The 18,182-nt window shown below is 65.3% G+C and carries 22 protein-coding genes and 1 tRNA gene; 13 read left to right on the top strand and 10 right to left on the bottom strand.

The window, feature by feature from the left end:
• The first annotated feature begins 2 nt into the window (after positions 1-2).
• The 3 genes from HSR122_RS11160 (at position 3) to HSR122_RS11150 (ending at position 3,061) form a co-directional block, all read left to right on the top strand.
• A complete protein-coding gene (locus HSR122_RS11160) occupies positions 3-938 on the top strand; it encodes a thiamine pyrophosphate-dependent enzyme (protein ID WP_229109889.1) in 936 nt (311 codons plus the stop codon).
• A 69-nt stretch (positions 939-1,007) separates the two neighbouring features.
• Positions 1,008-1,436 (top strand): HTH-type transcriptional regulator LrpA1, encoded by a 429-nt coding sequence (gene lrpA1 / locus HSR122_RS11155; RefSeq protein ID WP_229109888.1) that lies wholly within the window; start codon positions 1,008-1,010, stop codon positions 1,434-1,436.
• 101 nt (positions 1,437-1,537) lie between these two features.
• Positions 1,538-3,061 carry a DHH family phosphoesterase gene (locus tag HSR122_RS11150; RefSeq protein ID WP_229109887.1) on the top strand — a complete coding sequence of 508 codons (1,524 nt, stop codon included), beginning with the start codon at positions 1,538-1,540 and terminating at the stop codon, positions 3,059-3,061.
• A gap of 2 nt (positions 3,062-3,063) precedes the next feature.
• Here HSR122_RS11150 and HSR122_RS11145 read toward each other — a convergent pair whose 3' ends face one another.
• Positions 3,064-3,525, bottom strand: a complete 462-nt coding sequence (locus HSR122_RS11145; protein ID WP_229109886.1) for a DUF7473 family protein — start codon at positions 3,523-3,525, stop codon at positions 3,064-3,066.
• Between the two features lie 18 nt (positions 3,526-3,543).
• A complete protein-coding gene (locus tag HSR122_RS11140; RefSeq protein WP_229109885.1) occupies positions 3,544-4,104 on the bottom strand; it encodes a TATA-box-binding protein in 561 nt (186 codons plus the stop codon).
• Positions 4,105-4,263: 159 nt separating this feature from the next.
• Here HSR122_RS11140 and HSR122_RS11135 point away from each other — a divergent pair, with 159 nt between their 5' ends.
• Positions 4,264-5,292 (top strand): methyltransferase domain-containing protein, encoded by a 1,029-nt coding sequence (locus tag HSR122_RS11135; protein ID WP_229109884.1) that lies wholly within the window; start codon positions 4,264-4,266, stop codon positions 5,290-5,292.
• Between the two features lie 14 nt (positions 5,293-5,306).
• Here the strand turns inward: HSR122_RS11135 and HSR122_RS11130 are convergent, their stop codons facing one another.
• The 5 genes from HSR122_RS11130 to HSR122_RS11110 are packed head-to-tail and all read right to left on the bottom strand — an operon-like array spanning position 5,307 to position 8,260.
• Positions 5,307-5,873: a GTP-dependent dephospho-CoA kinase family protein gene (locus tag HSR122_RS11130; protein ID WP_229109883.1), complete on the bottom strand. Its 567-nt coding sequence runs from the start codon at positions 5,871-5,873 to the stop codon at positions 5,307-5,309.
• A gap of 1 nt (position 5,874) precedes the next feature.
• Entirely contained in the window at positions 5,875-6,081 is a 207-nt protein-coding gene (gene spt4, locus HSR122_RS11125) for a transcription elongation factor subunit Spt4 (RefSeq protein ID WP_394355566.1), read from the bottom strand.
• Positions 6,078-6,650, bottom strand: coding sequence for a DNA-directed RNA polymerase (locus tag HSR122_RS11120; protein ID WP_229109881.1), 573 nt, complete (start codon positions 6,648-6,650; stop codon positions 6,078-6,080). The genes spt4 and HSR122_RS11120 overlap by 4 nt, the downstream gene beginning before the upstream one ends.
• Positions 6,651-6,653: 3 nt before the next feature.
• Entirely contained in the window at positions 6,654-7,031 is a 378-nt protein-coding gene (locus HSR122_RS11115; RefSeq protein ID WP_229109880.1) for a PIN domain-containing protein, read from the bottom strand.
• Positions 7,028-8,260, bottom strand: coding sequence for a translation initiation factor IF-2 subunit gamma (locus HSR122_RS11110; RefSeq protein ID WP_229109879.1), 1,233 nt, complete (start codon positions 8,258-8,260; stop codon positions 7,028-7,030). Before HSR122_RS11110 ends, HSR122_RS11115 begins: the two co-directional genes overlap by 4 nt.
• Before the next feature lie 290 nt (positions 8,261-8,550).
• On the opposite strand from HSR122_RS11110, the gene HSR122_RS11105 reads away from it, so the two are divergent.
• Complete coding sequence (locus tag HSR122_RS11105) at positions 8,551-9,159, top strand: DUF502 domain-containing protein (protein WP_229109878.1); 609 nt, start codon at positions 8,551-8,553, stop codon at positions 9,157-9,159.
• A 13-nt stretch (positions 9,160-9,172) separates the two neighbouring features.
• Here HSR122_RS11105 and HSR122_RS11100 read toward each other — a convergent pair whose 3' ends face one another.
• On the bottom strand, positions 9,173-10,105 hold the full coding sequence (locus HSR122_RS11100; protein WP_229109877.1) for a branched-chain amino acid transaminase: 933 nt from the start codon (positions 10,103-10,105) through the stop codon (positions 9,173-9,175).
• Positions 10,106-10,424: 319 nt separating this feature from the next.
• On the opposite strand from HSR122_RS11100, the gene HSR122_RS11095 reads away from it, so the two are divergent.
• From HSR122_RS11095 to HSR122_RS11075, 5 genes are all read left to right on the top strand, one after another.
• Positions 10,425-10,898, top strand: coding sequence for a ferritin-like domain-containing protein (locus HSR122_RS11095; protein ID WP_229109876.1), 474 nt, complete (start codon positions 10,425-10,427; stop codon positions 10,896-10,898).
• Positions 10,895-11,326, top strand: coding sequence for a metal-dependent transcriptional regulator (locus HSR122_RS11090; protein ID WP_229109875.1), 432 nt, complete (start codon positions 10,895-10,897; stop codon positions 11,324-11,326). Before HSR122_RS11095 ends, HSR122_RS11090 begins: the two co-directional genes overlap by 4 nt.
• A 71-nt stretch (positions 11,327-11,397) precedes the next feature.
• Positions 11,398-11,470, top strand: a tRNA-Gln gene (locus HSR122_RS11085).
• A 305-nt stretch (positions 11,471-11,775) separates the two neighbouring features.
• The gene (locus HSR122_RS11080; RefSeq protein ID WP_229109874.1) at positions 11,776-12,495 is read left to right on the top strand and encodes a nucleotidyltransferase domain-containing protein; all 720 of its coding nucleotides are present in this window, start codon (positions 11,776-11,778) and stop codon (positions 12,493-12,495) included.
• Positions 12,488-12,973, top strand: coding sequence for a hypothetical protein (locus HSR122_RS11075; RefSeq protein ID WP_229109873.1), 486 nt, complete (start codon positions 12,488-12,490; stop codon positions 12,971-12,973). Before HSR122_RS11080 ends, HSR122_RS11075 begins: the two co-directional genes overlap by 8 nt.
• Before the next feature lie 244 nt (positions 12,974-13,217).
• Here the strand turns inward: HSR122_RS11075 and HSR122_RS11070 are convergent, their stop codons facing one another.
• Positions 13,218-13,556 (bottom strand): iron-sulfur cluster assembly protein, encoded by a 339-nt coding sequence (locus HSR122_RS11070; RefSeq protein ID WP_229109872.1) that lies wholly within the window; start codon positions 13,554-13,556, stop codon positions 13,218-13,220.
• Between the two features lie 97 nt (positions 13,557-13,653).
• Entirely contained in the window at positions 13,654-14,604 is a 951-nt protein-coding gene (locus HSR122_RS11065; protein ID WP_267491200.1) for a radical SAM protein, read from the bottom strand.
• Between the two features lie 124 nt (positions 14,605-14,728).
• Here HSR122_RS11065 and HSR122_RS11060 point away from each other — a divergent pair, with 124 nt between their 5' ends.
• From HSR122_RS11060 to HSR122_RS11050, 3 genes are all read left to right on the top strand, one after another.
• Positions 14,729-15,823, top strand: a complete 1,095-nt coding sequence (locus HSR122_RS11060) for a glycerol dehydrogenase (protein ID WP_229109870.1) — start codon at positions 14,729-14,731, stop codon at positions 15,821-15,823.
• 102 nt (positions 15,824-15,925) lie between these two features.
• The gene (locus HSR122_RS11055; protein WP_229109869.1) at positions 15,926-16,966 is read left to right on the top strand and encodes an NAD(P)-dependent alcohol dehydrogenase; all 1,041 of its coding nucleotides are present in this window, start codon (positions 15,926-15,928) and stop codon (positions 16,964-16,966) included.
• Between the two features lie 81 nt (positions 16,967-17,047).
• A complete protein-coding gene (locus HSR122_RS11050) occupies positions 17,048-18,169 on the top strand; it encodes a threonine synthase (protein WP_229109868.1) in 1,122 nt (373 codons plus the stop codon).
• The last annotated feature ends 13 nt before the right edge of the window (positions 18,170-18,182 follow it).

Below are 18,182 nucleotides of genomic sequence, written 5' to 3'. Positions count from 1 at the left end.
CAATGAGTGCATTCAGCGCAATCGGAGCGGACAGCGAGACAGACGACGAAGCGTTCACGCCGGGTATCGAGCCCCAGCCCACGTGGTGTCCGGGCTGTGGCGACTTCGGCGTGCTCAACGCACTGAAAAAGGCGATGCCGGAAGTCGGCCGCAACCCCGATGAGGTCGCCGTGTTTACCGGAATCGGCTGTTCCGGCAAACTGAACAGCTACTTCGAGAGCTACGGCTTCCACACGATCCACGGCCGGTCGCTGCCGGTCGCACGCGCGACCAAGCTCGCCAACCCCGGCGTCGAAGTGATCGCCGCCGGCGGCGACGGTGACGGCTACGGGATCGGTGGCAATCACTTCATCCACACGGCCCGCGAGAACCACGACATGACCTACATCGTGTTCAACAACGAGATCTTCGGGCTGACGAAGGGCCAGACGTCCCCGACCTCGCCGAAAGGCCACAAGTCCAAGACCCAGCCTTCGGGTAGCGCGAAGGACCCGCTCCGGCCACTCAGCCTCTCGCTTTCGGCCGGCGCGTCCTACATCGCTCGCACGGCTGCGGTCAACCCCAACCAGGCCGCGGAGATCCTCGCGGAAGCCATCCAGCACGACGGGTTCGCTCACGTCGATTTCCTGACCCAATGTCCGACCTGGAACAAGGACGCCAAACAGTACGTCCCCTACACGGACATCCAAGAATCCGACGAGTACGGCCACGACATCAACGACCGCGCCGAGGCCGCACAGGCCATGTACGACGCCGAGTCGAAACTCCACGAGGGCGAGATCCTCACCGGGCGCTTCTACGTCGACGACGAACGCCCCTCCTACACCGCGGAGAAACAGGCGATCGGCGAGATGCCCGAACAGCCGCTGGCCGAGCGGTACTTCGACGAGGACGCCGAGTGGGACCGTTCCTACGACCTCCTCGAAAAGCACAAGTAAGAGTTCGACGAACCGAACCCCGTTTCCCCCTTCGCAAGGTATTTTTTCGAGCACCGGAAAGAAACGTCCATGAGCGCTGAGTCCACGGCGGATCGTATCCTCTCCGTCCTCGAAGAAGACGCCCAGGCGTCGTACGCGGAGATCGCCGAACGGGCGGACGTATCGAAACCCACGGTCAGGAAGTACATCGACAAACTCGAAGAGGAAGGCGTCATCGTCGGCTACTCCGCCGACGTCGACCCGAAGAAGCTCTCGAGTCAGTCGATCGCGATGGTCGGCATCGACGTCGAGAGCGAGCGCTACGTCGAAGCGACGCGCAAACTGCGAGACCTCCCGGAGGTCGAAGCGCTGTACACCTCAAGCGGCGATCACATGTTGATGGCCGAAGTCCGGGGCCGGGACGGTGACGAACTGGGGGACATCATCGAGGAGTCGATTCTGAGTATCGAGGGCGTGACGGCCGCCCACCCGTCGTTCCTGCAGGAACGGCTCAAGTGAACGACGGCGGTTTCGTCTCCCTCCGAGGGGAGCAGCAACGACACGCTCCGGCGAGGACGGCAACGACGCACTTTTGACGCTGTAGGTGGCAGTTCCGTGTTATGCGCGCGCGGCTGGTGGCTGGATCCGGCGCACTCGCCTACGACCTCCTCACACGGCTGAGTGAGGGTGATCGACCGGTCGTCGCCGTCAGCGACGAGGCGGAGTGGCTGGAGGCGGTCACCGAGAACGTCCCGGATGCGACCGTGCATCACGGCGATCCGACCGAACCCAGTACATTCGGGGTGGTCGAAACCGAGATCGAGAGCGTTCTCGCGTTCGCGGACGATCCCGCGAGGACGGCCGGAATCGTACCCGCGACCGCTGAGGCGTTTCCAGACGCGTTGCGGATCGCGTATCTCGGATCGGGGGATGCGGACGCGCGAGCAGCGATCGAGCGGGACGCCGACCGGGTCGTCGACCCGGCGACAGCCACGAAAGCAGCGATCACGGACCGGCTGAGCGAGGCCGGGAGCCGCTTTCGAAACTTGCGGCACGTGTTCGCCGGGATCGAGAGCCCGCTTTCGATCGTCATGCACGACAACCCCGATCCGGACGCGATCGCAAGCGCGCTCGCCCTCGCGCGGCTTGCGAACCTGGCCGGGCTCTCGGCGGAGCTGTGTTACTACGGATCGATCGCCCACCAGGAAAACCGGGCGTTCGTCAACCTGCTCGATATCGAGCTGACCAACCTCGAGGCCGGCGACGACCTCTCGCCATTCGGCGGGTTCGCACTGGTCGATCACTCCCGGCCGGGCGTCAACGACCAGTTACCGGTCGAGACGCCAGTCGACGTCGTGATCGATCACCACCCGCCCCGGGAGCCGGTCGAGGCGGCGCACGTCGACCTGCGAAGCGACGTCGGTGCGACGAGCACGCTCCTCGTCGAGTATCTCCAGCAGTCCGCGATCGAGATCGACGAGACAGTCGCGACGGCACTGCTGTTCGGGATCAGGATCGATACCGACGAGTTCCGGCGCGAAGTCTGTCAGGCCGATTTCGAGGCGGCCGCGGCCTTGCTTCCGGCGGCGAATCTGGGGACGCTCCAGCGCATCGAGAACCCGAGCATGTCGCCGGAGACCGTCGAGACGATCGGTCACGCGATCCGCAATCGGACCCGTCACGGGCCGGTCGTGATCACCGGTGTCGACGATATTCAGGACCGCGACGCGCTGGCCCAGGCCGCCGATCGACTCCTGAACATCGAAGACGTGACCACGACGCTCGTCTACGGGATCACGGACGGGATGATCCACGTCTCGGCACGAACGCGCGGTGCGGATCTGGACATCGGCGAAGCGCTGCGGGACGCGTTCGGGGCGATCGGCAGCGCGGGCGGCCACGCCGACATGGCCGGCGCACAGATCGAAACCGGGAGCTTCGAGGCGACGGGCTTCGAAGCCGACGAACGACCACTCGTCGAGATCGTCGACGAAATCGTCACGGACCGGGTTCTCGACGTGCTGGAGGCACGCTGGAACAGGCAGATCCGGGCCGGGACCGGCGAGCAGTACCACGTGGAAGGCGAAGACGACAGACGTGACGTGTTCGTCTTCCCGCCTGACGTCGAGTCGATCGACGACTGATATTATACCTGCCCGAATAGGTTCGCCAGTGCGATCCCCAGGACGGCGGCGAACGCGAAGTGAAGCAGCGTCAGGATCGCCGTCGGCACCACGTCGAGGTCATAGACGCGACTGATCACAAGCGCGTCGGCCGACAGCGTCGCGACGACGACGATCAGCACGCCGAGTCTCTGACTGATGAACCCCACACGTTCGAGACCGTACCGGCCGAGCAACACCGAGACGAGCGCCGGCGCGGGAGCGACGGTCGCAGCTTTCTGTGTCGGCACTGTCCCGAGAAAGAACGTCGCCGCGAGATGCAACGTGACGGCGTAGAACAGCGTTGCCACCACGAACGCCGCGAGCAGGGCGACGAGACCGCGACCGGGAGACGCCTGGAGAACGGACGAATCCGCCAGCGCGGACGTGCCAACCCCGCTCGACAACGCTAACGAGGCGACCGTGTCCGATACGAGTTCCCACATGCAGTGGCGACGGCGAAGTTACTCGAGCAGACCGAGTTCTTCGAGTCGGGAGACGATCTTGTCGACGGCTTCCTCGGCGTCCTTGGGCTCCTTGCCGCCGGTGATGACGAGCTTCCCGGAGCCGAACAGCAGCGCGACGACGTCGGGGTCCTCGAGGCGGTAGACGAGTCCGGGGAACTGCTCGGGCTCGTATTCGATGTTCTCCAGCCCCAGCCCGATCGCGATCGCGTTGAGGTTGAGGTTCCGACCGAGATCGGCCGACGTGACGATGTTCTGGACGACGATCTCGGGGTCTTCGTCGACCTGAATCTCCAGATCGCGCAGCTTGTCGAAGACGATCCGCAGACTCTCGTGGACGTCGTCGGTACTCTTCGCGCCCGTGCAGACGATCTTGCCGGACCGGAAGATCAGCGCCGCGGACTTGGGTTCCTGCGTTCGGTAGACGAGTCCCGGGAACTGCTCGGGATCGTAATCCGCCCCCTCGAGGTCCATGGCCACGCTCTGGAGGTCGAGTTCCTGACCGATACCCGTCGAGGCAACGACGTTTTCGATGTTGATGGTTTCCTTGGGGTCAACCATTGTCTCGGGCTAACAGTCGTATTTAAGGCTTATAAAGGTTAGTACTTAATATTTATAAGCCAGGGTCGGCTGGTCGGGTGACGTGCAACGTACAACGCCGCTGAAAGGACCCCGGGACGTATCGGTCGGTTTATACCCGCCTCGGGCGGTTGTCCCGGTGTGTACGTCCTCGAACTCGCGGGACAGGACGACAGGTTCGCCGCCGCCGAGGCAGCCACGGCTGCGAGCGACGTCACCCCGATCGCCGCGGGGCTAGCCACGGCACGCGGACTCGACGACGGGTTCGAGACGCTTTCGTTCACCCATCGGGCGGCCGAAGCGATCGGTCGAACTGACGCCAGCGTCGAGAGCGCGGTCGCGCTGCTGGAGGCGGCAACCGTCGATCGGAGCGGGACTGTCGCGGTTCGCGCGCGAGACGTTCGCTCGACGACGGGGATCGACACGCAGGCCGCCGAGCGTGCGCTCGGCGACGTGCTTGTCGAGCGCGGCTTCGCGGTCGATCTGGACGACCCAGATCACGTCCTGCAGGCGCTGTTCGCCGGCCGCGACGGGGCGAGCGCCGTCGGGCCGGACGGCGATCCCGGTATCGATCGCTCAGCCGACCCGGACGCCGGCGTCTGCGCACTGGGATGGCTCGCCGCCGAGACCGATCGCGATTTCGCCGACCGCCAGCCGACCGACCGGCCGTTCTTCCAGCCCGGGAGCATGGACCCGGCGCTCGCCCGCGCGCTCGTCAACCTCGCCGGCGGGGAGCCGGGTGCGACGGTTCTCGACCCGATGTGCGGGACCGGCGGACTCCTGCTGGAGGCCGGACGCGTCGGGGCGACGCCGATCGGCGGCGACGTGCAGGCGAAGATGGTCCGCGGAACCAGAGAGAACCTGCGGGCGCTGCTCGCGGGCCCGTGGCACCTCTACCGGGGCGACGCGAGGCGGATCCCGCTGGCCGACGACAGCGTCGACGGCGTGGTCTTCGACGCACCGTACGGTCGCCAGTCGAGGATCGAGGGCGATCTGGAGGGGCTCGTCGCCGACGCGCTCACAGAGGCGCGCCGTGTGGCCGATCGCGGGGTCGTCGTCGGTGACCGGTCGTGGGCGGCGGCCGCCGAAGCCGCCGGCTGGACGGTCGAGGCGACGTTCGCGCGGCGGGTTCACCGGTCGCTCGTCAGACACGTGGTAATGCTTCGGTAGTGGATAGCAGCCGCCTACAATTCTAGCGCGAGCGCGCTCCGGGCGCGACTGTATTCTCCGGTCATCCGTTCCAGCAGCGAGCGGGCGTGATCGCGGACCTCCGGGCCGGTGGTGACGAGTACCATCCCCTCGCCGGGCTGGCCGTACACGACGCTCGCGCCGTCCGGGACGGCCAGAATCGCCGGTAGCGCCGCCAGGTCCTCTTCGCCGTCGACGACGACGAGCGTCGACTCGCCGGCATCGACAGCGCGCCGGAGCGTCGACAGCAACTCGGCGGTGAGCGTTCCGGCGGGATTGGACACCGAACGGCGAACGTCGAACGCCGGCGGCCCGTTGTCGCCGACGACCGCCGTCTTGACTTCCCGGTCGACGGCCGCCCGTTCGGTTCGCTCGTCGACGAGCGCGACGGCCGGCGTGTGACCCGCTCCCAGCAGATGATACGTGACGATATCGCCGACCGCGACGATCGGCTCGGTCGCATCGTCGAGCAATCGGTCGGCGTCGGTGTAGACGGGGCCCAGCGGCGGTTTCAGTTCGGACCGAAGCGCCGCCGGGAGCTCGAGCACGACGTCCCCGGGCACGTTAGCGGACCTTCAGTGCGTACCGCCCGGGCTCGGTGACTTCCATCTCGCTGGCGATCTCGGACTTCTCCGGATGGGCGATGACGACGTAGCCCGCCCAGTCTTCCGTCAGCGAGGTCGAACCGCACGCCTGACAGGCGTCTTCCTCGGAGATGTCCGAATCCTGCACGCGATGGCACTCCCGACAGACCAGCCGATCCGCCATCAGTCCTCACCTGCCTGGGCCTCACGTGCCTTCCGTTCCTCTTCGAGCCAGCCGTGCTTGCCCAGTCCGACCTGTTTGGCCGTCAGCCCGATCTTGCTGTCCCGGGGGTTGCGCTCGTCGATCGATTTCGTGACGATCCGCGCACGGACCGCGTCGCCGACCCCCAGCGTCCGGTTCGAGTCTCGGGAGGCCAGCATCTGCCCCTCCTCGTCGTAAGCCAGGTACTCGTCGGAGATCTGGCTGACGTGCAGCAGGCCGTCGACGGGGCCGATCCCGACGAACGCGCCGAAGTTGACGACCTCGACGACCTCGCCATCGACGATCTCCTGCATCTGGGGATCGAACGTCAGCGCGTCGAACTCGGCCTCGTAGTAGACGCCGGGCTGGTTGGGCAGCACCGATCCCTCGCCGATGTCGTGGACCTCGATGACCGAGACGACCGAGCCGGCATCCTCGTCCATGCGGCCTTCGAGTTTGTCTTGCAGTAGCTTCTTGACCAGTTCCGGGGACACGTCCGCGAGGTATTCCGGGGGCACCTCGACCGTGTCGCGAAGTCGTACACGTTTGTACATAGATTATGGGTGAGTGATAGCGAGTTTGTGCTCGCCGCGTAAACTAATTACCGGAACGCCCGCCGCGAGCAGACGTTCCCGAAGTGGTTTGTCGTTCGTCAGTGCGTACTCGACACCGTCGCGCCTTGCGACCGCCAGCACGGCGTCGTCTGCGTAGTCCGGATCGGCCTCGACGACCCGACAGCGCTCGGCCAGATCGAAGCCGACGCTCGCGGCCGTCGCCGCCTCGCTCGCGCCGTCGGACAGCGAGTCGAGTTCCGCGAGCACCTGCTCGGGAACGATCGGGTCGACCGTTCCGAGCAGTCGCTGGAGTTCCTCGAACACGCGGATATCGCATTCGACGGGCATCATCAGCGCGTTGGTGTCGAGGACGACCGTCATTCCCGCAGGGTTCCGATACCGATCAGCCGCCAGCGCGTGCCGACGCGCCGGTTGATCGCGATCTTGGCACCCTCGCGGGCGCAGACCGGGCGCTTGAGCGCGACCTCGGCCTCCTGATCGCGGGCGCTGGTGACCGTCCCGACGGTCGTGGCCGTCCCGACGGTCAACATGAGCGGCTCGTTCGTCGAGATGGGATCGACCTCGTCGGCCTCGTCGCCGACGATCCGGTCGAGCAACTGAACGTCCATCGTGAACTGCTGGTGGACCGGCGGAAGCGTCCCGGGCGGGCCGGCGATCTGTCCGGCGAGTCCGTCGCCCTTCGTCAGCGACGGATCGAGGCCGGTGCCGACGCCGAGCAGGCCGCCGGGCGTCGCCTCCTCGACGCTCCGGCCGCCGGCCTGTAGCGAGCGGATCGTCGTCGTGACCGGCTCCCACTCGCTCTGGCCGCCTTCCTCGACCTCGCGACCGGGCCGGAGTTCGATCTCGTCGTCGGGTTCGAGCCGTCCCTGTGCGAGACTGCCGCCGAGCACGCCGCCCAGAAGCGAGTCCCAGGTGGTCCCCGGCCGGTTGATGTCGAAACTCCGCGCGACCAGCATCTCGGGGTCGGCGTCGGGATCGCGTTCCGGGGTCGGAATGTGCTCCTCGACGGTCTCGATCAGCAGGTCGACGTTCGCGCCGGCCTGGGCGCTGATCGGGACGATCGGCGCGCCCTCCGCGACGGTCCCCTCGACGAACTCCTGGATCTGCTGGTGGTTTTCGCGGGCCTGCTCGGCGTCGACGAGGTCGATCTTGTTCTGGGCGATGACGATGTTCTCGATCCCGATGATGTCAAGCGCCATCAGGTGCTCTTCGGTCTGGGCCTGCGGGACGTCCTCGGTCGCGGAGATGACCAGCACCGCGCCGTCCATGATCGCCGCACCCGACAGCATCGTCGCCATCAGCGTCTCGTGGCCCGGCGCGTCGACGAACGACACCGTCCGTAGATGCTCGGTTTCGACGCCGTGTTCGTCACATTCCTCGGCGACCGTGTAGGCCGACTGGTCGTCACATTCGGGGCACTTCCGGAACGTCGCGTCGGCGTAGCCCAGCCGGATGGAGATACCGCGCTTCATCTCCTCGGAGTGCTGGTCCGTCCACTCTCCTGAGAGGGCCTCGACCAGGGTCGTCTTCCCGTGGTCGACGTGGCCGACGAGTCCGATGTTCACCTCCGGTTGATTGTTCGATGTCATCTCGAAAGTAATCTTGCTGGATCTTCGCTCCGTGCGCCTGATAAACCTACTGTTCTCGCCGCCTGCCATCCCTCCCGTCGGCGCGGCTTCCGACCGAGCGGCGACGACCGTCACTCCGTCGAGGACTGCCGGGTCCACCGCGACTCGACGGTCCCGGCCGTTGACTCCGCGATCACCCAGAGACGGGCCGACAGTAGCGAGAGCCGATAGCGAACACATACAGCAGACGATCTCACGAACGCACGCAGCAGGCGATAGTATCATTACGCGCACGCTCGTGGCTGGACGTAATGTCGGCAACGTGGAAACGAGATTTCGCCAGCGGACTGATCGTCCTGGTTCCGTTGCTGGTGACGATATTCGTCCTCTCCTGGCTGTACAATCAGATACGACAGGTCCCGCTGAACGTCGTCGATTCGGATCCGCTGCAGGTGCTGCTGACGATCGTCGTGTTCGTATTGCTGGTGTTCGCGATCGGGTATCTCATGCGGACGGCCGCCGGCTCGCTCCTCGAGGCCGGACTCGATGACCTGATGAACCATCTGCCGGGGTTGCGCATCATCTACAACGCCTCGAAGATGGCCGTCGAGACGGCCGTCGGTGGAACGGACGAACTTCAGGCCCCGGTCAAGGTCGAAACCTGGAACGGGATGCGAATGACAGCGTTCAAAACCGGCCAGCAAGCATCTGACGGGCGCGAACTCCTGTTTCTGCCGACCGCGCCGAACATCACGACCGGGTTCGTCATCGAGGTCGAACCCGACGACTACGAGGAACTCGACGAGAACGTCGAAGACGCGCTGACCCGCGTTCTCAGCGCCGGGTTCGGCGAGGCCAACGACAGCGAAGTCTCGCTGGACATCCCCGTCGAAAGGGCCGACGACCGAACGGACGAGTGACCGCGAAATCGGATCAGACAGGCGTGAACCACGCCTCGGGTTGCCCTTCCTCGACCACCTCGAAGAAGCGCTGCTGGATCTCGTCGGTGACCGGCCCCTTGGTTCCCGTGCCGATCTCGTTGTCGTCGACCGTCCGGATCGGCGTGATCTCCGCCGCAGTCCCCGAGAAGAACAGCTCGTCGGCGGTGTACAGTTCGCCGCGGGAGATCGTCGCGTCGTCGTGGACGGTGTAGCCCATCTCCTCGGCGAGTTCGATCACGGTCCGGCGGGTGATCCCGTCGAGGATGGACTCCGCGAGCCCGGTCGTGTACAGCTCGCCGTCTCGGACCAGAAAGAGGTTCTCGCCCGGCCCTTCGGCGACGTTGCCCTCCTTGTTGAGAACGATCGCCTCCTCGTACCCGTTGCCCTTGGCCTCGAGGCTTGCCAGCACGCTGTTGACGTAGGTTCCCGTCGTCTTGGCGTTGGTCGGGATCTGGCTCGATGAGTACTTGCGCCACGAGGAGACCGCGACGTCGACGCCCTCCTCGAGGGCTTCGTCGCCGAGGTACGCGCCCCACGGCCAGACCGCAAGCGCGACCTGGACGGGCGACTGCTGTGGATTGAGTCCCAGCGGTCCGTACCCGTAGAAGGCGATCGGCCGGATGTACCCTGAATCGAGGTTCTCCCGGTCGATGAGCTCGCGCGTGGCCTCGTCGAGTTCGGCTTTCGTGTACGGAATGTCGATATCGTAGACCTCCGCGGAGCTGTACAGGCGATCGAGGTGTTCCTCCCAGCGGAAGATCGCCGGCCCTCGGTCGGTGTCGTAGCAACGAACGCCCTCGAACACGCCCGTCCCGTAGTGGAGCGCGTGGGTCAGGACGTGGATCTGGGCGTCCTCGAAGTCCACGAACTCGCCGTCGAGCCAGATCTCCTCGACACCGTCGAACATTTCCGGTCGATCGCTCATCGATCGACCCCCCGACTGTGCGTCCCGAGTCGCGTCATCTCGGCGTGCATGTCTCACCCAATGTGTGGGAGTGTTAAGAACGTTCACGGTCTCCGTCCGAAATAGTGTTCAAACGACACGTCACCACAGGTGCGGAACGTCAGGCGGTCGCAATCGGTGTCACGGCGGTTACGGTGCTCGTCATGTTGCACTCGAGCGATGTCTCGAAATAGCGTTGCGCTCAGCCAATTCCTCGGCAGAGGCCTGTAAGAGTTAAGGCCGCGCCACCCCGAGCCATGGTCATGAACGTAGTCGTCGACGCCTCGGGGGTGGCGAGTCCGTGAGCGTCAGCGAGTCGCTTGAGTCAGACCACCAGCTCGCGCGGTTGTTACAGATCGGGATCGTCCTCGAAGAGGTCGTCGAAGCGCGGGCGTCGAAACACGTCGAGACGGTGGCCGAGGAGACGGCAGTCGCGGAGTACATGCAGGCGGCGGCAGAGGAGTCGTTCCGCCATCGTGACCAGCTCGAAGAGCTGATCGCGGAGCTGGACGCCGAGACGGTGTCGTTCGAGGAGATCAAGCGGCTGGTCGAGGCGACCTACGAGGCGGACAGCGACTTCGACGACGTGCTCTACGACCAGCTGTGTAACGAGGAGACGACCTACAAGTTCTACGACGACCTGATCGCGGCGATCGAAGCGAGCGACACCGAGTTTACCGTCAGCCGCGACCGACTGGTCTCGGTACTCGAGGCGATCCGCGAGGAGGAGGCCGAAGGCGTCGAAGCAGTGACCCGGCTCATGGAGGAACGATGAACACTGGAGACCAGTACCTGAAGGCGATCTATCTGATCCAGCAGCTCGAAGACGGGCCGGCCTCGACGGGTTCGATCGCCGACCGGCTGGACGTCAGTCCTGCGAGCGCCAACGAGATGGTCGGCAAACTCGAAGATCAGGGGCTGCTGGAGCACGAGAAGTACAAGGGCGTCGACCTGACCGACGAGGGGATCCGACAGGCGCGGGACGCGCTGGAGACGTACTGTATCATCGAGCGGTTTCTCTTGCAGGTGCTGGAGGTCGAGAATTTCCGGGCCGAGGCGCGGACGCTGGAGAGCGTGATCGACGAGACGGTCGCCGAGCGACTCGACACCATCGTCGACCGAAACGAGAACTGTCCGGACTGTTTCGATCCCGAATCGGACGTCTGTGAGTGTCTTGAGCCCGAGATCGAAGCGTCAGACTGATCGCCTGCGAGCGGACAGCGAGAAAAGAAGATATAATTCCCTCCCGGAACGTACACTCAAACGGATGTCGCAGTCCCGTGGTGTAGCGGCCAATCATAGAGGCCTTTGGAGCCTCTGACGGCGGTTCGAATCCGCCCGGGACTATTTTGCCGCGAGCAATCCCGCGAGCGGCGAATATCCCCGCAGATTCGAAGCAGGGAGCGGAGCGACGCGGAGCGACCGCGGTTCGAATCCGCCCGGGACTATCTTCTCGCGAACGGACATACGTGAGAGATGTCTGCCCGAGACCACCACCCGTGGGGTGCATTTCCACTCACCTAGGTATTGCTCGCGAGGACAGCTGTTGGCACGAATGCGCCCGACAGAAGACCGCGGTCCTGGCAGTTCGGTCGGGTATGGAAAACCGAGCGAACGAAACGTTTTCGGCGCTTTGGACACTTAAATTGTATGTGGACACTAAGAGTGGCCAGTCTCCTGGATTGCACCTCCCCTTCCCCGTCGGGGAGGAGCAGGTGTTCCGGTACGGGGCGATGGAGGACGTGCTCGAACTCCTGATTCGAAACCCGTTCAGGGAGTTCACCGTGCGCCAACTCCGGGAGATCACGGACAACGGCTCGAAGACGACGACGCGTGCGGTCGATCTGCTCCGGCAGCTGGAACTCGTCCGCGTCGACGAGAGCGGGCGCAGCAAGCACGTACGCCTGAACCGCGAGCGGGTGACGATCCCGGACGAGCCGCTGTTCGCGCTGCCGCAGGACGAGTTCCGCGAACCGGTGCGGGCGTTCGCCGGACGGGCTTGCGAAGAAGTACCGTCGTTCTCGGCGCTGGTCGTATTCGGGAGCGTCGCGCGCGGCGAGGCCGATCGACGCAGCGACATCGACGTCTGGCTACTGGTCGACAACGATGACAATCTCCTGCAGGCGCGGCGCACAGCGACCGACATCGCCGTCGATCTCGGCGAGCAGCGGTTCGGCGACGAGGGCGACCGGTACGAGTTCGAGGTGCTGGTCGAGTCCGTGGAGTCGGCAGTGAGCCACGGGGAGGCCGAGGACGGGATCGACGAGGTGCTGGCCGAGGGCGTCGTGATCGAGGACTCCGATGCACTGGGTCGCGTGAAAGACGTGGTGCTGGGTAGTGCCGACGTCGCAGAGGTGATCGGCGATGAATGACGAGGATCCGTGCAGCGACGAGTTGAGCGCCGCCGTGGCGGCGTTCACCCAGCGCGGTACCGTCGAACCGGGACTGGACGTGGAGGGCGAGGCGCTCCTGCAGTTGCGGAAGGCGTGTCGCATCTTGGACGGCATTCGGGCGTTGCGAGACATCGATCGGCATCACACGCTGGTGGTCGAGGGGTCGTTCGCGGCGCTGGAGCGGACGGTGCAGTTCTACGTGGTCGACCGAGAGCTGGCGGAGACGGACGATCTGATGAACCACGAGGATACCTTCGAGTACGGGGCGCAGGCCGGCGTGTTCTCCGAGGCGACGAAGGATGAACTGGTCGAGCTCTGGCAGAACTACCGCAACGGGACGTACTACCAGCAGGAACGAGCGACCGCTGAGCAGGCCGAGGCGATGCTGGCGTACGCCGAGTGTATGCACGACCACGTCCCGAAACTCGCCGGTCGGGCACACGACTGCATCTGCTGACGGGGAGAACCACCCTCACGGCAATCGGCGTGAGGTGCGGATACTCCGCAGCTGTTAACATATCAGGCCGACGAGATGGAACAGACAAGCCGCCGGGGACCACGTCTTACACCGTCATCGACCGGTTTTGACGGACGCTGGACTCCCAACCTCACCCACCCAGTTCGCCCGGGACAATTCCGCTGGTCGCTCACGTAGCCGTGATCTCCTGGTACAATATTGCCGGACGGCGAGCTGACGCGTCTCAGAACGGGGACTGGGCGCCACCGCCGTCGTCGTCGAGACCGCTCCAGTTGTCTTCCTCCATCTCGAAGAACCGCTCGCGTGCCTGCTCGTCCATGAGGACGAACTGAACGGTCAACTCGACGTCGAGCGAGTCGAGCGCGTCCGCGAGGCTGTGTGCGAGCAGCTGCTTGATCTGGTCGGGGATGCCCGTCATCGGAATTGCGACGTCGATGGTCACGTCGTCGTCGACGCGAACGTCGTCGATCATCCCGAGTTCGACGAGCGTCGCGTCGATCTCCGGGTGGGTGACGTCCGCGATTGCGTCCTCGATACGATCGACTGTGACATCTTCGGCCATAACGCCACTACGTCGTCGTTGCAGGTGCAAAGTCGTTCCGATGGTATTTCGAAACGCCACAAGACTGCGGACGTGATGCTACCTTCGTCAGCGGCGATCACTCGTCCATGGTTTCGATCGGGCGCAGGTAGAAGGTCTCGTCGCCGAACTCCCGTTTCAGCAGTGCCCCTTCCTCGAGGAGTTCCTCGACGACCGCCCAGTCGGCCTCATCACGGTCGAGTAGTTCTCTGAGGCCGGTTTCCCGCATCGGGTGGACTGCGGTCACGCCGAGGATATCCGCCCGGACGTCACCGGTCGCCGCGAAGGTCGACCCCTCGGCTCCGATGAGATATTCGACGTGTTTGAGCCGGTCCTCGAAGATCGAATAGGCGGCGGCCAGCGCCTGCTCGCCGGCCGGTTCGACCCATTCTTCGGCCGGCGGGCGGGTCGGCACGGCGATGTAGGCAGTGTCGGGGTCGAGCGAGGCCACCAGATCCACGGTCGCCTGCAGGGACGACTCGTCGTCGTTGCGGCCGTCGACCAGCATCGTCTCGGTCGTCAGCGTCCCCTCGAAGGCGTCGGCGAACGCGCGCATTCCCTCGACCACCGACTCGAAGGAGAGCGCCTTGTTGGGTCGGTCGACGGCGCGCCACGTCTCTGCAGTCCCCGCGTCGGCTTTCAACGACACCCAGTCCGCCGTCGCGAGGGCTGCCCTGACGTCGGCGTCGGCGAGCAGCGACCCGTTCGAGATGACCGCGACGTCAATCTCGAGGTCCTGCAGCCGATCGATCGTCGCGCCGAGGTTCGCGTCGAGCGTCGGCTCGCCGTCGGGGACGATCGAGAGGTAGTCGATCGACTCGCCAGCCGCGCGGACCGCTTCGACGCGGTCGCTGACGGCCTCGAAGATCTCCTCGGGCGAGAAGAACTCGTCTCGTTCGACGACTGTGTCAGTCGTCCGACCGAGTTGGCAGTACACACACGCGTACGAGCAAGTTTTGGGCGGGATCGTGTTGACTCCGAGACTCTGTCCCAGCCGACGCGACGGGACGGGCCCATATGCGAGTTCCATCGTCTGAACTTGAGCAGCAAACACCCTCAATCATACGGATTTTCGACGGCGTTGCCGGCGGACACGACGGACGGAACACTGACAAAAAGGTTATTGCCATTCGAGTAAATACTTTTACGTGGTTATGTCACAGGTATTCAAGTCGCCGGCGGCGTACGTACAGGGACGCGGCGTTGCCGAGGAGATCGGCACACACGCGGCCTCGCTGGGCGAGCACGCGCTGTTGCTCGCCGACGAGATCGTGCTCGGACTGGTCGAAGACGAGGTACTGGACAGCCTCGAAGACGCAGGGCTGGAGGCCAGTTCCGTCGAGTTCCAGGGAGAGGCCTCCGAGGCCGAGGTCGACCGGATCTCCGAGATTGTCCGCGATCGCGGTGCCGATATCGTCATCGGCGCTGGCGGGGGAAAGGCCCTCGACACGGCGAAGGCCGTTCGAGAGAACCTCGAGGACGGTGCGATGGTCTCGATGCCGACCGTCGCCTCGACGGACGCGCCGACCAGCGCGCTGTCAGTCATCTACAGCGAACACGGCGAGTTCGAGGAGTACTGGTTCTACAACGAGCACCCGGATCTCGTGCTGGTCGACACCGACGTCGTCTCGGACGCGCCCACGCGGTTCTTCCGGTCGGGAATCGCCGACGGGCTCGCCACCTGGTTCGAGGCCGACGCAACCTATCGCTCGGACGGGGACAACGTCGTCGGCGGCAAGCCGACGCGCGCCGGGCACCGACTGGCGCGGCTCTGTTACGAGACGCTGCGCGAACACGGCCGTTCGGCGGTCGACGCGGTCGAGCGCGACGCGGTCACCGAGAGCGTCGAGGCCGTCACCGAGGCGAACACGCTTCTGAGCGGGCTGGGCTTCGAGAGCGGCGGGCTCGCTGCCGCTCACTCGGTCCACAACGGTCTGACGCAGCTCGAGGCGACCCACGACGCGACACACGGCGAGAAGGTCAATATCGGGACGATCACCCAGCTCGTCCTCGAGGGTCGCGACGACGAGTTCATCGAGGACTACGTCGAGTTCTCCCGGGAGATCGGCCTGCCGACCGCGCTGTCGGACATCGGGCTGGACGACCCGACCGACGAGCAGCTCGATATCGTCGCTGAAGCCGCCTGCGACCCCGAGGAGACGATTCACAACCAGCCCTTCGAGGTCACGCCGCCGATGGTCCGCGACGCGCTGAAGACCGTCGACGAGATCGCCGGGCGCGTCCGGTAGACGGGACTGCCCTCGCTGTTTTCGTCCGCTCTCAGACCTATCACGGAGCTGTCTGCATCCACCGGTCTATATATCATATTAGATCATAATAGTTTGTGGGCCATGAGAGCAGCACGACTCCACGAGTACACCGACGACATGAGCGAGGGGCTGACGGTCGAGGAGATCGACCGACCGGAGATCACGCGATCGGACGAGGTGATCGTCGAGGTAGAAGGCGCGGGATGGTGTCAGACGGATAACCACATCATCGAGGGGATGTGGGAGCAGTACGTCCCGCAGTCGTTGCCGATGACACTCGGCCACGAGAACGCGGGGATCGTCGCCGAGACGGGCAATGAGGTCGAAATCGTCGAAGAGGGCGACCCGGTCATCTGCCATCCGGTACAGACCTGTGGCACCTGTCGGGCCTGCCGGCAGGGCGAGACGATGTACTGTGAGAACCAGTCGTTCAACGGGCTGACGACCGACGGCGGGTTCGCCGATTACTTGCTGACAAACGAGCGAGCGGTCATCCCGCTGCCGGACGGTGTCGACCCGACCGACATCGCACCCCACGCCGACGCGGGGATCACGGCCTACCACGCCGCCAAGAAGGCCGTCCGGAAGCTGAACCCGGGCGATCACGCCGTGATCGTCGGCATCGGCGGGCTGGGCCACATCGGCGTCCAGGTCGTCGACGCGATGAGCGCCGCACAGATCACCGCGGTCGACATCAAAGACTCCGCGCTGGAACTGGCCGAGGAGGGGGGAGCCGACCACCTCGTCAACCCTGAGAAAGAGGACGTCCGGGAGTTCGTCGACAGCGTCACCGACGGGACGGGTGCCGCACAGGTACTTGACTTCGTCGGCGCGGACGTGACCACCGAGTATGCCCCGGACATCACCGCCGCCGGCGGTGACCACCACATCATCGGCTACGGCGGGCACATCCATGAACCCGCACAGGCGCTCGTCAACGGCGAGTTCTCCTACGTGGGCAACATCGTCGGTCAGTACACCGAACTCCAGGAACTGGTCGCACTGGTTGAACAGGGCGACGTGAATCTACATACCAGTCGCTACGAACTCGGAGACGTCAACACGGTCGCAGAGAAACTCGAGCACCGCGAGATCGACGGACGCGCGGTCATCACGCCCTAGAGCGACCCGTTTTTCCACGGCGATCTGGCACGGGGCGATGCGGACCGACAGATCCGTGTGCTCGGCCACGGTAGTGCCGCCATGGATCTGGCCTGTCCAGACTGCGGCCGGACGTACCCCGGAGACGGCCCCTGGCGATGTCAGTGCGGCCACCCGCTCGAGTTCGCTGATCGGCCCGTCCCTGACGACAAGCCCCCGGCGGCGATCGACCGCGACAAGGGGCTGTGGGCCTTTTCTGAATTCCTCCCCGTCGAGCGACGGGTCACCCTCGGCGAGGGCTGGACGCCGCTGGTTGAGGGCGACGAGTGGGGCGTGCAGTTCAAACTCGAATCGGTATTCCCGACGGGAAGTTTCAAGGACCGCGGCGCGGCGACGACGGTTTCGCGCGCGCTCGAACTCGGCGTCGACTGGGTCGTCGAAGACTCCTCGGGCAACGCCGGCCTGGCGGTCGCGACCTACGCCGCCCGCGCCGGGATCGACGCCGAGATCTTCGTGCCCGCCGAGGCCAAGCCCGGGAAGTTGCGGGCGATCGAACGGACCGGAGCGACGCTCAGACGGATCGAGGGCACCCGTCAGGACGTCACCGACGCCTGCATCGAGGCCATCGAGTCGGGCGCTGACGAAGGAAGTGAGGCGAAAACTCGCGAGCCGGTCGAGGCCTACTACGCGAGCCACGCCTGGGACCCCGCCTTTCTGGCCGGCACCGCGACCGTCGCCTTCGAGATCGCGGCCCAGCGCGGCTGGTCGGCTCCCGACGCGTTCGTGACGCCGCTGGGCCACGGGACGCTGTTTCTGGGCGCGTACCGCGGCTTTCGCGCTTTGCTGGAGGCGGGCTGGATCGACTCGATGCCGCGGCTGCTCGGCGCACAGGCCGCGGGCGTCGCGCCGATCGTCGAAGCGATCGGCGGCGATCCAGACCCGGCGAGCGAGCGAAACGACGCCGCCGACGGGATCCAGATCGCCGAGCCGGCACGGAACGACCAGATCATCGAGGCGGTCGAGGCGACCGACGGCGACGCCGTCGCAGTCCCGACGGCGGCGACCGAGCGCGAACACGACCGGCTCGCCCGGGCCGGCTTCCACGTCGAGCCGACCTGTGCGACGGCGACCGCCGCGCTCGAGCGCTTCCGGGAACGTGGCGTGATCGAAGACGGCGACGACATCGTGACAGCGCTGACCGGAAGCGGGCTGAAGACCTCGTAGGATCCGCCCGGAG

It is taken from the genome of Halapricum desulfuricans (assembly GCF_017094525.1).
GTDB lineage: Archaea > Halobacteriota > Halobacteria > Halobacteriales > Haloarculaceae > Halapricum > Halapricum desulfuricans.
The sequence above is the reverse complement of the archived record's forward strand: the minus strand, read 5'-3'. Positions and strand labels throughout refer to the sequence as shown.

Bases quoted from the DNA above. Each gene is read 5' to 3' on its own strand.
- HSR122_RS11140 (WP_229109885.1), bottom strand. From the start codon at position 4,104: ATGGTTGACCCCAAGGAAACCATCAACATCGAAAACGTCGTTGCCTCG.
- HSR122_RS11115 (WP_229109880.1), bottom strand. From the start codon at position 7,031: ATGACGGTCGTCCTCGACACCAACGCGCTGATGATGCCCGTCGAATGC.
- HSR122_RS11075 (WP_229109873.1), top strand. From the start codon at position 12,488: ATGAATGACGAGGATCCGTGCAGCGACGAGTTGAGCGCCGCCGTGGCG.
- HSR122_RS11150 (WP_229109887.1), top strand. From the start codon at position 1,538: ATGCGCGCGCGGCTGGTGGCTGGATCCGGCGCACTCGCCTACGACCTC.
- lrpA1 (WP_229109888.1), top strand. From the start codon at position 1,008: ATGAGCGCTGAGTCCACGGCGGATCGTATCCTCTCCGTCCTCGAAGAA.
- HSR122_RS11120 (WP_229109881.1), bottom strand. From the start codon at position 6,650: ATGTACAAACGTGTACGACTTCGCGACACGGTCGAGGTGCCCCCGGAA.
- HSR122_RS11160 (WP_229109889.1), top strand. From the start codon at position 3: ATGAGTGCATTCAGCGCAATCGGAGCGGACAGCGAGACAGACGACGAA.
- HSR122_RS11050 (WP_229109868.1), top strand. From the start codon at position 17,048: ATGGATCTGGCCTGTCCAGACTGCGGCCGGACGTACCCCGGAGACGGC.
- HSR122_RS11070 (WP_229109872.1), bottom strand. From the start codon at position 13,556: ATGGCCGAAGATGTCACAGTCGATCGTATCGAGGACGCAATCGCGGAC.
- HSR122_RS11105 (WP_229109878.1), top strand. From the start codon at position 8,551: ATGTCGGCAACGTGGAAACGAGATTTCGCCAGCGGACTGATCGTCCTG.
- HSR122_RS11060 (WP_229109870.1), top strand. From the start codon at position 14,729: ATGTCACAGGTATTCAAGTCGCCGGCGGCGTACGTACAGGGACGCGGC.
- HSR122_RS11145 (WP_229109886.1), bottom strand. From the start codon at position 3,525: ATGTGGGAACTCGTATCGGACACGGTCGCCTCGTTAGCGTTGTCGAGC.
- HSR122_RS11100 (WP_229109877.1), bottom strand. From the start codon at position 10,105: ATGAGCGATCGACCGGAAATGTTCGACGGTGTCGAGGAGATCTGGCTC.
- HSR122_RS11055 (WP_229109869.1), top strand. From the start codon at position 15,926: ATGAGAGCAGCACGACTCCACGAGTACACCGACGACATGAGCGAGGGG.
- HSR122_RS11110 (WP_229109879.1), bottom strand. From the start codon at position 8,260: ATGACATCGAACAATCAACCGGAGGTGAACATCGGACTCGTCGGCCAC.
- HSR122_RS11090 (WP_229109875.1), top strand. From the start codon at position 10,895: ATGAACACTGGAGACCAGTACCTGAAGGCGATCTATCTGATCCAGCAG.
- HSR122_RS11065 (WP_267491200.1), bottom strand. From the start codon at position 14,604: ATGGAACTCGCATATGGGCCCGTCCCGTCGCGTCGGCTGGGACAGAGT.